Below are 14,177 nucleotides of genomic sequence, written 5' to 3'. Positions count from 1 at the left end.
GTTGAGCGCGGTGAGAGGGCCGGTGGATGCGCGAAGGTACTGTCAGTGGCGACGCGAACCAAATATCGCTGCTGGCGTCCGGAACTTCGCGTCATGCGGTAAGACATGGGCCATGGATGGCGAGTTGAGCGTCCGCCTGGACGGCGACGGGGATACTCCAGGATTACGCGATCGGATCCTCGCTGAGGAGGAACTGCAGGGCAGCGTGGTGTCTGCCTTCAGCGCCGTGCTGATCACGGGGCGGTGCCACCACACCGGCAAGGTGACGGCCACGGTCCGCCGTCCCGGCGGGTCGGAAACCAAGATCACGGCCCAGCGGGTGAGCAGAGTGGACGACCGGGCGATCAGGGAATTGGCTGAAGGGCTCACCCGGTGGGCAGCGGGCCAGTAGGCGGGCTGGCCACCGCCCAAGTCCTCCTGATCGGGACGGGCACGCATGAGCGGGAGTCCCGCCTGCCCGATGTGCCCGCAGTCGGCGGCACGCTTGCCGATCTGGCTGTCGTGTTGGTGGAGCGGTGTGGCGTGCCGCAGGAGCAGGTGCGCCTGATCGTGGACCCCGCCACGCCCGTGGAGTTCGGGCAGGTATTGCAGGCAGTGACCGAACGGGCCAACGACGTGCTGCTGGTCTGCTACGTGGGCCACGGCCTGCTCAACGAGCGAGGTCGCCTCCACCTGGCGACGTGTGGGAGCGGTGGGTCCGGGCGGCTGGAGTACACGGCCTGGCCGTATGAGAGCTTGCGTGACTTCGTGGCGGACAGCCCAGCGCGCAGCAAGATCGTCATCCTGGACTGCTGCTTTTCTGGGCGGGCGACCGGGACGCTGACCGCTCCCGAGGATGTTTCAGGGGTCAGCGAGATCGCCGGCGCGTACGTGCTCACCTCCGCCGGGCGCGACGAGTTTGCGCTTGCCCCGCAGAACGCGCGCCACACAGCGTTCATGGGCGAGCTGATCCGGCTGTTGTCGCATGGAGACAGCGCAGCGCGGGAGCACCTGACACTGAACGAGGTGTATCGCACCCTGACCAGACGGATCCGGGCCGCGGGCCTGCCTGTTCCGCGGAGAAGGACCACCGGCTCCGTGGGGGACCTGGTGCTGACGCGCAACCTGGCCTACCGGCCGCCTCGCGGAGGCCAGTCCTCGCCAAAGATGCCTGTCGCGGCCTCATCGAGCGTGTGCCCCTACCCAGGGCTGGTCTCCTTCGGTGGGCAGGACAGCGCGTGGTTTTTCGGGCGCGAGCGCCTGACCCGTGAACTCATCCAGATAGCCACCGAACGCTGCGATGAGGGGCTGCCGCTGCTGGTGACCGGTGTGTCCGGATCGGGCAAGTCCTCGCTCCTGCACGCCGGGCTGCTGCCCGCGATCGCGCGGGGCGAACTCGGAGTGGCGGGGTCAGCGGGTTGGACCCGCGTGGCGGTAACCCCGTCGAGGCTCGGCGATGTGATCAGCCAGGGGATCAGCGCCGCTGGCGGCACCGTCTTCGTGGTCGACCAGTTCGAGGAGATCTTTACCGGCTTGGACCGGGACAAGCGCCACCAAGTCGTGCGCGAGCTCCGCGCGGCGGCCGAGCGGCCTGCCTCGCTGGTCGTGCTCGGCATGCGCGCCGACTACCTGGGTCGCTGTGCCGACTACCCGGAGCTTGGCCCGGTGCTGGCCAGGCCCGTCGTCATCGGCCCGATGACGGAGAGGGAGATCCGCGCGGCCGTCGAACAGCCCGCCAGGGCGGTTGGTCTCGCCGTCGAATCAGCACTCACCGACGTCCTCCTCAACGACCTTGGCGTTCGCCGCGGCCCGGACGGCGAGGCGTACGAGGCCGGGCGGTTGCCGCTGCTCTCGCACGCGCTGCGGGCCACCTGGCAAAACCGCGAGGGCGGCGAGCTGACCGTGGCGGCCTACACCGGCATCGGCGGGATTCGCGGCGCGCTGGCCGCCACCGCGGACCGCGTGCTGGCCGATCTGGAGGAGGAACCCGCCCGCCGGCTGCTGCTAAGGCTGGTCCGCGTCTCACAGGACGCGCAGGACGCCCGCCGCCGGGTCTCGCTCGACCAGCTCAGGAGCGAATTCCCCGAACCCGGTCAGGTGGACGCCATCCTGGGCGCGCTGGCCGCTGACGAGGCGCGCCTGGTCACCTTGGACGAGGACAGCGCGGAGCTCACCCACGAGGCTCTGCTGCACGGCTGGCCCCGGTTACGCGTGTGGATCGAGCAGGACCGCGCCGGGCTCCTCATCGAGCAGCACCTCCACGACGCCGCCCACGCCTGGAATGCCGATGGCGGCGACCCCGCGGGGCTTTACCGGGGTCAGCGGCTGGAGGTGGCGCGCCAGTGGGCCGCCACACACCAGGACAGGCTGGGCTCGCGGACGCGCGACTTCCTGACCGCCGCGACGGCGCAGGAGGAAACCGAACGTGAAGCCGAACGGCGCCGCGCCCGCTTCCGCACCCGGTCCCTGCTGGCCGTGACCACCCTGCTCCTCGTGGCGCTCGGACTCGGCGGGACAGCGGAATACCTGCGCAGGGACGTCGCGGCTCGCAGCGACAGCGCCCAGGCGAGTAACCTGGCCGCGCGGGCGGCCGCGCTACGGTCCGTGGACCCGGCGATGGCGATGCGGCTGAGCCTTGCCGCGGCCGCCGTCGAGGACAACAGCGACACCTACGCCGCGCTGGCGGGCTCAGCCGCTCAGCCCGAGCTGTCGGTATCAGCGCTGACCTCCAGGATCGCGACGTACCCGATCTACAGCCTCAACGGCGCGGTCGTCGCGCTGCCAGTCGAGGGCGGAGCGGAGATCTGGGACGTCGCCACCGGCAAGCGCCGGGCCGTGCTGTCGACCCAGCAGCCCATCAACGGCAGCAACAACTTCGCGCTCAGTCCCGACGGCAGCCTCGCCCTGATCGGCCACGAGATCGTGAGCACGACCTCCGGCACGTCTCAAGGCCGGTCAGACGGCAGCCCGGACGCGTTCACCGCAGGGGTGGCCGTGATCGACGAAACTACGCGCCGCCTGCCGGATCTCACGCCGATTGCGTGGGTTCCCGGGGCCGATCCCTTCGCGATCCGCGGCGATCTGATCGCCGTGCTGAGCGCGGACGGAGCCCTGGACCTGTACCGGAACGGGCGGCACTTGCGTCACGTCGCCTCGGAGGACCTGACCGGATCTGATGCCTTCAAGGTGGCTATCAGCCCCAACGGCAGGTGGGTGGTCATCGCAGGGTCGACGAAGGTCGCCCGGGTTGACCTGCGGAGCGGGAAGTCGCGCCGCGCTTCCCTGGCCGTGTGGGGCGATGATGATCGGCTCAACACGCAGGCCTTCACCGCCGACAGCACGATGATGGCGACCTCGACCGAGCTAAGCGACACTGTGCGACTGTGGAATCTCAAGACCATGAAGGAGATCCGCAGGTTCCGCTACCCGGGGTTCCGCCCCAACATGCTGGCTTTCGGCGCAGGCGACAGGACGCTGACGATGGGCGGCTCCGACGCGACGATCAGAGTCCTCGACGTCGCCGCCTACACCCATCAGATGAAGCTGGCGGGCGCCCCGTTCGCCGCGGCCCTCATCAGCCCGGACGGCATGCGGGTCGCCACGCTGAGCGCAGATGCGGTCCGTCTCTGGGATCGCCGCACCGGCAGATCCCTGGGAATGTCGCCGGGCCCTTGGCCGACGGAGTGGCACGACATCCCCAGCACCACGGTGACCGTGCCCGCCATGGCCTTCAGCCCGGACAGCACGACCCTGGTGGTGCCGCGCTCAGGCGAGGCCGTCGCGCTGATCAACGCTGCGCACCCGCGGAAGGTGACGACCTTCCCGCTCCGGGGTTTTGAGAAAGGGCGGGATATCTTGGCGCTGACGTTCTCGCCTGACGGCGGCGTCCTCGCGGCGGCTGACAGTGCCGGCAGAGTAGGGCTATGGGATCGAAAGCACCCGGTATCTCCCGGTGAGATCAAGAACCTGTCCGTACCCGTCTCGACCTTGAACTGGAGTAGCGGAATTCTCGCCGGAGGCACCTTCCTGCGGACCTCGGCGGTCGGCGTTCACGCTCCCGACAGCGACAGAGACGTGCTCGCGATCGATCACACAGGACGGCGCTTCGTGCTGCGGGGCGACAACGACTCTGGCGCGGGCAACGGTTACCCTAACGACACGACGCTCATCATCTGGGATACCCGGGCAGGCAGGCGGACCAGCCCACCGCTGAGCGGACACACAGGCGCCACTGTCGCCGCCGCCTTCTCACCTCGCGACGATCTGATCGCCACCGCCGCCCAGGACCATACCGCCCGGCTCTGGAACCCCGAAACACACATGCAGTTCGGTGTGCCCTACACCGAGCACGCCAGTGACGTGATCGCCGTGGCGTTTACCCCAGATGGGTCGGTGCTGTCCACGGTGAGCGACGACGGAGTCCTCGTGAATAGGAGGATCGATCGTGCCGCCCTGGTCAGTGCCGTCTGCGCTCGCGTTCAGCGCGGATTCACCCCGCAGGAGTGGGCTCAGCAAGTCCCCGACGCCACCTACCGCAGAACCTGCTGAGCCACAGCAGCCAGCAGTCACAGCTCATGGGATCCCGCCCTGTCGATCACGGCTGCGACGATCGGGCGGCGATATTCGGCTACGGCCTGGTGGATCCCTTGCCGCAGGTCCGGCCGATCGCGTAAGAGGTCGCGGATCTCGGTCGCGGACCGCCACATGATCCACATCGCCTTGTCCGGGCTGCCCGTCCTGCGTACGTTCTGCAGGAACCTGGTGTACAGGTCGGCCATCCGGGCCTCTTCTATGTGAGTCCTGGGCGCGGCGGCTCACGCCTCCCGGATCACCGTTGAAGAGGACGATACCGGCACCGCTCCCGAGCAGCTATCCGATCTGCTGCTGAGGACCATCGCCGGAACCGACAGGTCCGGACCCAGCCCATCGCCAGCGTCTCGCCCGCACGTTGTCATCCCAGGCAGAACACGGCGGGACGAACCTGCAGCAGCCATCCGTCCGGCAGCAGTTGCCGGATGGCCTCGAAGGCGCAGCGGGTCTTACCAGTCGAGGATTGCCCGACGAGCAGCAGCAACTGCCCGCGTCTGGTGGCGACGGCGCGCCGGATCACCGCCCGTACGCCGTGCGGGTCGGTGTCGGTGTCCCGCTCCACGTAGGTCGGCAGCTCCCTGTCGGCACCGGGCACCTCGATGGCGGGGTGCACCCCGCCATCGCGCGGGTCGGCGTCGCCAACCCGTATCAGCGGAACAAGCCGTCGCAGATCCGGTTCCCGGCCGTGACCCTCAGCGCGTCTGCGGGCAGCCTCCCACGCCTGGTGTTCCCGCCTGGGCACCTGGCAGACGCGCAGGAACATCGCCAGCGTGGCTTCCCTGGGCCGCCCCTTTTGGAGCAGATCGCTCACCGTCTGCTTGGACAGGGAGGCAGGAGGCTGCAGACGGTCTGCCGCAGCCTCAAGTTCGGTGGGCCCGCGCCCGGCGGCGAGCGCGTTCAACGCCTGCCTGAACTGTTCGGGCGTATGGACAGCACCCGGGTCTGGCGGTGTGCTTGCCGGATCGGATCCCGCCACCGGCCGCTGCGTGCTCACCTGCCAGCCTCCGCGCATGTCAGCTCGTCCGCTGCCGGGCCGCCCGCCGCACTGCGCGGCGGGAGAGACGCTGCCTGGAGTTTCGCGCTCGAACAAGTCCGAGATGTCCGTCCGGTCCGAAACTGCTGCCGGACAAGGCCATCGCCCCACCAATGGGACATGCCGGCCCGGACATCGGTCCGGCCTTCCCATCGAACGACGGAGCGCGCACGATCATGCATCACCTGCACGAGTTCATCCCCTTGGCCGTGGCAGCCCTCAACCTCATCACCGTCATCGTCAACCAGCGCTCGGCCCGTCGGCGGCCTCAGCGTGACAGACGCCCCACCTGCGGCAACAAGCAGAACTCTGAGCCGTGATCGTAGCCGCATCCCGGCACGTTTGGGAGGACGCATGTCGGCAGGGCAGCTTGGGGACAACGATTGAACGCCGGAGACCAGCCCCGGCACGGCGGAGCATGACGAGGCTCTGCGAACTCGGCTCTGGCACAAAGATCGTGACTCCCATCACGCGCCATCACGATCTTTGTGCCAGAGCCTCAAAATCCCCGATCAGCGGCCAGGTTGATCTCCTGATCTTGTCCCGTATGTCACAGCGCGGGGCAGTCAAGGGCACACATCTTGGAAGCCGATCGCAGAGACGTGCTGTCTCCATTCAGCCCGTGTGAGTGGCCGTCCGGCGATCGAGCACGCCGCGACCTGGAGATCGTGCGGGAGGGCGGTGTCCCAAAGCCGTACTTCGCCCCTGTCGGCGCCGTAGAAGTTGAAGTGGTTCGCGTGGGCGCTGGCAAGGGTGCGTCCGTCCGGACTGAAGGCCACAGACTCCACCCTGCCGTCAGGATCGGTGAGGGGCGCGCCGATCTGCTTGCGAGTGGCCACGTCCCATATCCGCAGGCTGCTGCCGGTGGGAGCCGTCTCATGGTCGAAGTTTGCGCTGGCCAGGGTTCGCCCGTCCGGGCTAAACGCCACGGAATGGACGCCGCCGTCGGGATAGAACAGGGGCGCGCCGATCTGCGTACGGGTGGTCACATCCCACAGCCGCACCCTGCCCCTGTTGCCCTTGCCGCCGTTGGAGATGCCGCCACCGGAGCTGCCGCCGGCGAGGATGCGCCCGTCGGGGCTGAACGCGACCGACATCGTCTCCTCCTCCCCGGAGTCGGTCAGGGGCGCCCCGATCTGCGTGCGGGTGGCCGCGTCCCACAGCCGTACCCCGATGCCGCCGGTGGCCAAAAGGCGTCCGTCCGGGCTGAACGCCACAGATTGGACGCCGGGGGCTAGGAGTGCGGCGATCTGCTCGCGAGTGCGTGTATCCCAGAGCCGCACCTTTCTTCCATCGCCGGTGGCCAGGAGGCGTCCGTCCGGGCTGAACGCCATGGGCCCCAGTTCGTGGTCGGGATCGGCGAGGGGGGCGCCGATCGGTCTTCGGCTGGGCACATCCCACATCACGACCTTGCTTCCACGAGTACCTGCTCCATCGGTGCCGACGGTGGCCAGGGTGCATCCGTCCGGGCTGAACGCCACCGCGTACAACACGCTCGCCGGGTCGGTCAGAGGAGCGCCGATCTGCCGACCCGTTCCCGTGTCCCATAGCCGCACCCAGCCTCTGTGGGTGCGGGTGCCGAGCTTGCCCTCAGTGCTCGCGCCGACGCCGGCCAGGGTGCGTCCGTCGGGACTGAACGCCACCGTATACACTCCTCCGTCGGGGTCGGGCAGAGCGCCGACCTGCGCGTGGATCGCCACGTCCCACAATCGCACCCGCCCCTTGTCGCTGCTGCCGTCGGCGCCGGCGTTGATGCTCGTGTTGGCGAGGGTGCGGCCGTCGGGGCTGAACGCCACCGAGTACACCCCTCCTTCAGGGTCGGTGAACGGGGCGCCGATGGGCGCGTGGGTGGTCGTGTCCCACAACCGCACCTTGCTCCCGCTGGGACGGAAGTCGCTGGCGCTGGCGCTGGCCAGGGTTCTTCCATCTCGGCTGAACGCCACCGAGCTCACTCCGCCGTCAGGTTCGGCCAGCGGATCGGCGATCTGCCGGTGCGTGGACACATCCCACAGTCGGATCTTGCCGGTGCCGTCCCGGATGATGTCGGGCGCGCTGCCGCTGGCCAGGGTGCGCCCGTCCGGGCTGAAGGCCACCGAGGTCACCTCGCCGTTGGGTTCCCTGAGGGGAGCGCCGCTTCGCCGATGGGTGGCGACATTCCACAGCAGGACCCGCCCCCAGACCTTCTTGTTCCGCTCGCTGATGTAGCCGCCGCCGCTGGCCAGGAGGCGTCCGTCCGGGCTGAACGCTACGGAGGTCACCTCGCCGTCAGGATCGATGAGAGGAGCGCCGATCTGCCGGCGGGTGGCGAGATCCCACAGGCGCACCTTGCCCTCGCCCCGTCCGTCACCGGTTCCGGGGCCGATGCTGGTGCTGGCGAGGGTGCGCCCGTCCGGGCTGAACGCCACCGAGTACACGTCACCGTCGGGGTCGGCGAGGGTGCCGATCTGACGGCGGGTGGCGACGTCCCACAACCGCACCACACTGTTCAGTTCGGTCTTCGACCGGCTTCCCCGGGTGATCGAAGCGCCTGAGCTGGTGGTGGCCAGGACGCGCCCGTCGGGGCTGAACGCCACCGAGTACACCTCGCCGTCGGGGTCGGCGAGGGTGCCGATCTGACGGCGGGTGGCGACGTCCCACAGCTGCACCTTGCCTCTGCCCTCGTTGCCAAGGGCGTCAGGGGTGCTGGCGGCTGCCAGGATGCGCCCGTCGGGGCTGAACGCCACTGACCACACCCCGCTCTCGGGATTGGGGAGGACGGCGCGCAGGGGCGTGTGTAGCCGGGCGAGCAAGGCCGCTCGAGCTTCGTCTGTCGGGCTGATCTGCCAGGCCGCCGCAGCGAGCAGCGCGGACAGGGCCGGATCATCGACGATCGACTCGGCCCGTACGGCGACCACTCGCGACAATGCCATGTCCCGCTGGCCCGCGACGTCCTGCCGGGCCCGGATGGCGGCCCCTGCCGCGACCATCGCCACCACGAGGAGGGTGGTCAGGACGGTGAGCAGGAGACGGTTGCGGCGGGCGGCGCGGGTTCTGGCCGCGGTCGAGGCCACCACGAACTCGTGCGCGGCACCCAGCAGAGCCGGGTGGCGGTCGTGGTCAGACTGCCAACGGGGCAGATGTTGGAGCAGGCTCGTCAGGCGCTCGCCCCGATACAGGTAATCCGCCTGTCTGCCGTTGCGCCGCCATTCCTCCGCGTCGTCGAGGAACTGGCTGTAAAGGGCGTGCCCGGTGAGATCGGCTTCCAGCCAGCCGCGCAGTTGAGGCCAGACCACCAGCAGCACGTCATGGGCGATCTGAACCGTCTCATCGTCAACGACGATAAGGCGGCGGCGCGCGAACGCCTCCATCGCGCGCCCGACATCGGACGTGCCGCCCGTGGCGGCCACGGCGGGACGAGCCATCGGGCGGCGGGACAGCCGGCCCTCTTGTGACACCGCGGTTAGCTGGCGGAACATCTGGCGGGCGGCTATCCTGTCGGCCGGATCGAGACCGTCGTAGGCGGCGTCGGCACTGGCGGCCACCGCATGCTCGACGCCACCGGTACGGCCATAGCCCCGGCTCGTCAGACGATTCTCCTCACGGTGCTCCCAGGTGGTGAGCATCGTCTGCGACAGCAGCGGCAGCGTCCCGGCACCGTACTCGCCGTCCAGTCCCCGCAGATCGGAAAGGATGGTTTCGACCAGGCCGGACTCGATCTCCAGCCCTGCGGCATCGGCCGGGCCGCTGATCGCGCGCCGCAGCTCTGACTCGCTCATCGGCCCCACGATGAACGGCCGGGCCAGAGCCTCCTCCATCAGGGGCTGGCCAGCACACCGATCGATGAAGTCTCCGCGGACAGCGATCACCACCAACGCGGCCGGTGTTCCCAGCTCTCCACATGGGCGGGTCGAGGCCGCGTGCAACGCGGCGACGAAGGCTGACCGCTCGGCTGCGGCGTCCGCCGCCTCCTGCCCTTCAACCGGTGTGAAGATCTCTTCGAACTGATCAACGACCAGCAGCAGCCGGCAGGTCGCCACCTCTGCCTCGGACAGGCCCCGCCGGCGAGCATCGGCCTCCACCGCCTGGCGCACCAGGAGATGCGCCTCGCCGGGGCGAGCCCTCAGCCTGTCCAGGACCGTCGGCACGTCTAGACCGGCCATCGCGGCCAGTAGCAAGGCCAGAGGTGAGAGAGGGGAACCGGTGGGCCGCGGCAGAACATGGCGCCACCAATGGCGGGCCTCCTCCGTCAGCTCGCCGCGGCCGACCGCCGGGAGCAGGCCCGCACGCAGCAGCGATGATTTGCCCGCGCCCGAGGCGCCCGTCACCACCAGGGGCCCCGAGCCCGTCACATGCCGGCCCAGAGTGCTGACCAACCTGGCGATGGCGAGATCGCGTCCGTGGAACACCGCGGCGTCGGCCTCGCCGAACGCCATCAACCCTTTGTAGGGGCAGTCCTCCCACCGGGACGCGTCCACGCCGTCGCCGAGCGCAAGAGAAGCCCGGGTACGCCGCACGACGACGCTGACCTGTTCCAGCAGCAACCGGATGTCGATGGCCTGCCGGTACTGCAGATCCATCGAGACCTGCAACCCCGCGCTGGCACGGTCGACGCTCTCGCGTATCAACTCGAGTTGCACGTGCAGATCGGTCAGCACGAAGTCGAACTCGTCGAACTGCTCGCCCAGCTCGGCCAGCCCGGCCGCCAGCTGTGCCTGTAACTCGCGGTCACCGGTGTCCAGCGCCGCTTGGATGGCCGCCCCCACGACGCCGGTCGGCCGCAGCAGCGCCGCGATCTCCGCCCGCAGTTGTTCGGCCTGCTCTCCACCGGCCGCCAGCACCTCGCGGATCTGCCGCTCCACCACGGCTTCCAGGTCCTCACCCGCCGGGGGGCTGCCTTTCAGCCGCCGCAAACTGGCCTGGATCACATCGGTGAGCATGTTCCCGCCGACCGCTGTCAACGCTCCGATCGCCGCGGAAGCCACCGCAGCCGACGTTATCCCCGCCGTGCCGACCAGGGGCAACAAAGGCCCGAACGCGCCTGCCGCCAACACCGCCAGAAGTACGGGCGGTGACCAGCGGCGTCCTCCGGCGCCCGTCGACCGCGCCAGGCGCACCACCCGGGCTCGTATCCCGGCGCGCATGGCCTCTGACCGATCACCTGCCGGTTCGACGCCCATATCCGACTATCGCCGGACATCCCATCTGAATTACGTTTCCCTGACAAGGGTGCTCATGGAGATCATCGTCGGGTTGGACGACAGCGATGACGACGCCATCGCGCCCGAGGCCATGCCGCTGCCGTAACCGGCGATCTTCGTCCTGGACGAGCTCTGCGACGACGACAAGAGAACCCTCGTCCAGCTGATCATCGACTGCGCCGACGAGGAAACCGACGACGACCGGCAGCTGACCGCCTGGGAGATGCCGGAAATCCTAGGCCTGATCGCCTGACAGCCGCCAAGGTTGAAGTGGAGCCCCGTGAGATGCCCCGGAGGATGGCCGTGAAGCTTCTCTCGATCGTGGTCGCCATCGTCACTGCGGTGCTCGTCGTCGCGATCGGCTTGATGCTCGGCCCCGGCGCGTCGTGGTGGCTGGAGCACGTCGACGGCGTGACCGGTCTGACCGGAAAGGACTTGGCCGCGGCCGTCGACGCGGTCCGTGGCCGTGCTCTCGCGGTCGCCACCGGCCTGGCCGCGCTGCTCGCGATCTACTACACCGCTCGCAACGCCGACACCGCCCGGCGCGCGTTCCAGCTCGGCGAACGCGGCCACGACACTGACCGTTATGGCAAGGCCGCCGACCAACTCGGCCATGACAAAGCGCATGTCCGGCTGGCCGGCCTCTACGCATTCGAACAACTCGCCCAGGACAACGTCGCACTGCGACAGACCACCGTCAACGTGCTCTCGGCCTATCTCCGCATGCCCTACCCGTTGCCTAAGAACGACCAAGAGGCCTCGAGCTCCGCAGAAAAGGACGAAGCATCTCCGGCTGACGGAGACAAACGTGATCTTCAAGTGGAGCTTCAGGTTCGTTTAACCGCTCAACGCATCCTGGTGACTCATCTGCGCTATCCATCCGCCATACGGAGGCACTGGTGGGAACGCGCAGCAGCACCTCCAACCCAGTTCTGGTCCGGCATTCAGCTCGACCTGACCGGGGCCCTGCTCATCGACCTCGACTTTCGTGATTGCCGAGTGAACGACGCCTCGTTTCGCGGGGCCGCCTTCAGCGGCAACGCCATGTTCAGTGGGACAACCTTCACCGGCAACGCCTTGTTTGACGGGGCCACCTTCGACGGCCGCGTCTCGTTTCGCAAAGCTGCCTTCAGCGGGAACACCATGTTCAGCGGGGCTGTCTTCAGCAGCGATGTCGTGTTCGAAGAGGTCGCCATCACCGCCAGAGCTACGTTCGACGGAGCCGCCTTCGGCGGCTCCGCCTGGTTTGCTGAATCCGCCTTCCACGACCCCGTCTCGTTCGAAAAGGCCACCTTCCATGGCCTAGCCTCGTTCGAAAAGGCTGCCTTCAGCTCCGGCGCCATGTTCGATCAGGTCACCTTCAGCCAAAACGCCTCATTCGGTGGGACCACCTTCAAGGGCTACGCCTTGTTCGGCAGGGCTACGTTCAGCGGCATCACCTCGTTCGCTAAGGCCACGTTCAACGCTCGCACCTATTTCGACGGGGCGGCCTTCAGCCTCCACGCCTCGTTCAGTGACGCCACGTTTGGCGACGACGCCACGCTCAGCAGGGCAACGTTTGGCCGCGACGCCGTGTTCGATCAGGTCACCTTCAGCCGCAAAGCGCTGTTCCATCAGACCGTCTTCAGCGGACATGCTTCGTTCACTCGGTGCCGCCTGGGCCAGGATGCCGAAGTCGACGGGGCGACGGTCACGGCCGAGGCTCTCGGCGCCGAGCACGAGTGGCCGCCAAACTGGTCAGTGCAGCCGGACGGGAAGGGGGGTGGCCTTCTGCGGCGTGAGGTTGCGCACACGGACACCGGAACCTAGCGGGCGGGGACCCCCGTTGATCAGGACCTCCATCATATGGTCGGTGATCATTTTTAGTTCAGAGAAGTCAACCAGAACGCCGAGGCCCGCCATAGCATCGCGGCTGGCCGACCGCTCACCCAGACGTTGCGGGTCAGGCTGGGGCCGGCCTTGTGGGAGTCCACGCACGTGTCTTTCATGAACGAACTGCTTTTCACACGCCGGCTCTGCAGAACCTCCGCCTCCGCGTACATGATGCTGGACAGGTTCACCAGCGAATGGCTTGAGCAGCGTGCCCGTGTCGCCTCTGTTCTTGACTGGTGCTGATTGCTATGGACTAGGTCAACGTGGTGATAGTGGAACCGGTCAGGGGCGACGTCGTCGATCATCGGATAACAATTCGGCTAAGCAGATGGCGGGAACTTCGCATATCGCTGGTTATGGACATATTTCGCCGCTCAGTGTGTCGTCGTGGAAGGACGTAAGCCGATCGGCTCGGCACTCTTTCTCCCCTCATGTGAGGGAAGGAAGATCATGGAGCACAGCACGGGCGGCGCCATCTGGGTGGCGATGCGGTTCGGCCACGACTTCGACACCGAGTCCGTCTGGTACATCGGCCTGGAGGCGGCGCAACAGGAAGGCGATGCATTCGCCAGGTTCAACGGCGCGCCGCACTGGCAGCGGTCGGCCGCCCCCGACGGAACTGTTGGTGAGCGCGGGGTTGAGCTGCCTCGGAGCCGCATGGCGTGCGCCATCGGAGTGACTTACTGGCACGGGGACGGCACAGAAGAACGGCTCGGCTGGCACCGGCCACTGCGTCAGGCCAGTGACACGCTGGTGGCCATTCGCCGGATGTACGGCCCAGTCCCACACACCGCCGTGGTGCTGATCCCGGGAGCCGAACCCCTGCTCCTCGACCTGGAGGACGCGGAGGATTCCGGCGAGGGAGTGTCCAGTCGCGAATGATGGCCAGCTGCGGGGTGCTGTCCCGGGCTGGGGAAGCTGGTGAGGCGTCTGCCACGCAGCGAGGGTGAGCGCGAGCGCCTGGCGGCCGCGGCGGCGCATCGCGCGCGCTGAAGATGCCGCATGTCGGGCGCCTCACCGGGCTCCCCGTCCTCGTCGGCTTCCGGCCAAGCTTGGGACGTGGCGAGCTATTCTGCTGATCTCCGGGGGTGGATGCCGCACCAGGCGCGGTGCCGGTACGGGAAGCTGTGGCCGGCTGTACCGGCTGTTGGCCACAGCTGAAGACCTGGCTGGCGGGGGCCGGCCTGCGGCCGCGCTATGGGCTGCGTCCCGACGTGTTCCTCATCGGTCCTGCTCAGGTGAGCGGGCGTCCGGTTTCCGCGGAGCGGTCCGTCCAGAATGCCGCTGTCGACAGGTCGGCGCTCGCTGAGGGACTCCAGCAGGAACTTTGAATTGCTTCGGCTGGCCTGACCTGTCGCAGCAGGGCCTCGGCGGCGCGGCGGGCTAACGCGCTCAACCATGGCGTGGGCCTGCGGCGAGGACGTCCGCGTTGGTGGGTTGTTCGGCGGTGAGGCTCGGTTGGGGTTAAGACGTACGGGCGAAGCCCGTTCCTTATGAGGTGTTTGCGGAAGCGGGCGACTTGTGTC

General features: G+C 68.2%; 10 protein-coding genes. 6 read left to right on the top strand and 4 right to left on the bottom strand.

Translation table 11 applies throughout. The features are described from left to right. Positions 1-112 precede the first annotated feature (112 nt). The gene (locus tag ACWDRB_RS63340) at positions 113-391 is read left to right on the top strand and encodes a hypothetical protein (protein ID WP_449911734.1); all 279 of its coding nucleotides are present in this window, start codon (positions 113-115) and stop codon (positions 389-391) included. Next, the gene (locus tag ACWDRB_RS63335; protein ID WP_449911732.1) at positions 373-4,527 is read left to right on the top strand and encodes a caspase, EACC1-associated type; all 4,155 of its coding nucleotides are present in this window, start codon (positions 373-375) and stop codon (positions 4,525-4,527) included. Before ACWDRB_RS63340 ends, ACWDRB_RS63335 begins: the two co-directional genes overlap by 19 nt. 17 nt (positions 4,528-4,544) lie before the next feature. Here the strand turns inward: ACWDRB_RS63335 and ACWDRB_RS63330 are convergent, their stop codons facing one another. Further along, positions 4,545-4,757, bottom strand: coding sequence for a hypothetical protein (locus ACWDRB_RS63330; protein ID WP_449911730.1), 213 nt, complete (start codon positions 4,755-4,757; stop codon positions 4,545-4,547). Between the two features lie 173 nt (positions 4,758-4,930). After that, positions 4,931-5,563 (bottom strand): hypothetical protein, encoded by a 633-nt coding sequence (locus ACWDRB_RS63325; RefSeq protein ID WP_449911728.1) that lies wholly within the window; start codon positions 5,561-5,563, stop codon positions 4,931-4,933. 215 nt (positions 5,564-5,778) lie between these two features. Here ACWDRB_RS63325 and ACWDRB_RS63320 point away from each other — a divergent pair, with 215 nt between their 5' ends. After that, positions 5,779-5,922 carry a hypothetical protein gene (locus ACWDRB_RS63320; protein WP_449911726.1) on the top strand — a complete coding sequence of 48 codons (144 nt, stop codon included), beginning with the start codon at positions 5,779-5,781 and terminating at the stop codon, positions 5,920-5,922. A gap of 246 nt (positions 5,923-6,168) precedes the next feature. Here ACWDRB_RS63320 and ACWDRB_RS63315 read toward each other — a convergent pair whose 3' ends face one another. Then, on the bottom strand, positions 6,169-10,506 hold the full coding sequence (locus ACWDRB_RS63315) for an nSTAND1 domain-containing NTPase (protein WP_449911724.1): 4,338 nt from the start codon (positions 10,504-10,506) through the stop codon (positions 6,169-6,171). 4 nt (positions 10,507-10,510) lie between these two features. On the opposite strand from ACWDRB_RS63315, the gene ACWDRB_RS63310 reads away from it, so the two are divergent. After that, positions 10,511-10,885 (top strand): hypothetical protein, encoded by a 375-nt coding sequence (locus ACWDRB_RS63310; RefSeq protein ID WP_449911722.1) that lies wholly within the window; start codon positions 10,511-10,513, stop codon positions 10,883-10,885. A gap of 197 nt (positions 10,886-11,082) precedes the next feature. Next, a complete protein-coding gene (locus ACWDRB_RS63305) occupies positions 11,083-12,588 on the top strand; it encodes a pentapeptide repeat-containing protein (protein WP_449911720.1) in 1,506 nt (501 codons plus the stop codon). A gap of 53 nt (positions 12,589-12,641) precedes the next feature. Here ACWDRB_RS63305 and ACWDRB_RS63300 read toward each other — a convergent pair whose 3' ends face one another. Continuing rightward, positions 12,642-12,956, bottom strand: coding sequence for a hypothetical protein (locus tag ACWDRB_RS63300; protein WP_449911718.1), 315 nt, complete (start codon positions 12,954-12,956; stop codon positions 12,642-12,644). A gap of 145 nt (positions 12,957-13,101) precedes the next feature. Here ACWDRB_RS63300 and ACWDRB_RS63295 point away from each other — a divergent pair, with 145 nt between their 5' ends. Next, positions 13,102-13,533 carry a hypothetical protein gene (locus tag ACWDRB_RS63295; protein WP_449911716.1) on the top strand — a complete coding sequence of 144 codons (432 nt, stop codon included), beginning with the start codon at positions 13,102-13,104 and terminating at the stop codon, positions 13,531-13,533. Positions 13,534-14,177: the final 644 nt, after the last annotated feature.

Source organism: Nonomuraea sp. NPDC003707, assembly GCF_053587055.1.
Note: the sequence above shows the minus strand (reverse complement) of the source record. Positions and strands in the feature narration are given on the sequence as shown.

Excerpts from the sequence above, each read along its gene's own strand:
- ACWDRB_RS63330 (WP_449911730.1), bottom strand. The coding sequence starts at position 4,757 with ATGGCCGACCTGTACACCAGGTTCCTGCAGAACGTACGCAGGACGGGC.
- ACWDRB_RS63320 (WP_449911726.1), top strand. The coding sequence starts at position 5,779 with ATGCATCACCTGCACGAGTTCATCCCCTTGGCCGTGGCAGCCCTCAAC.
- ACWDRB_RS63340 (WP_449911734.1), top strand. The coding sequence starts at position 113 with ATGGATGGCGAGTTGAGCGTCCGCCTGGACGGCGACGGGGATACTCCA.
- ACWDRB_RS63295 (WP_449911716.1), top strand. The coding sequence starts at position 13,102 with ATGGAGCACAGCACGGGCGGCGCCATCTGGGTGGCGATGCGGTTCGGC.
- ACWDRB_RS63300 (WP_449911718.1), bottom strand. The coding sequence starts at position 12,956 with ATGATCGACGACGTCGCCCCTGACCGGTTCCACTATCACCACGTTGAC.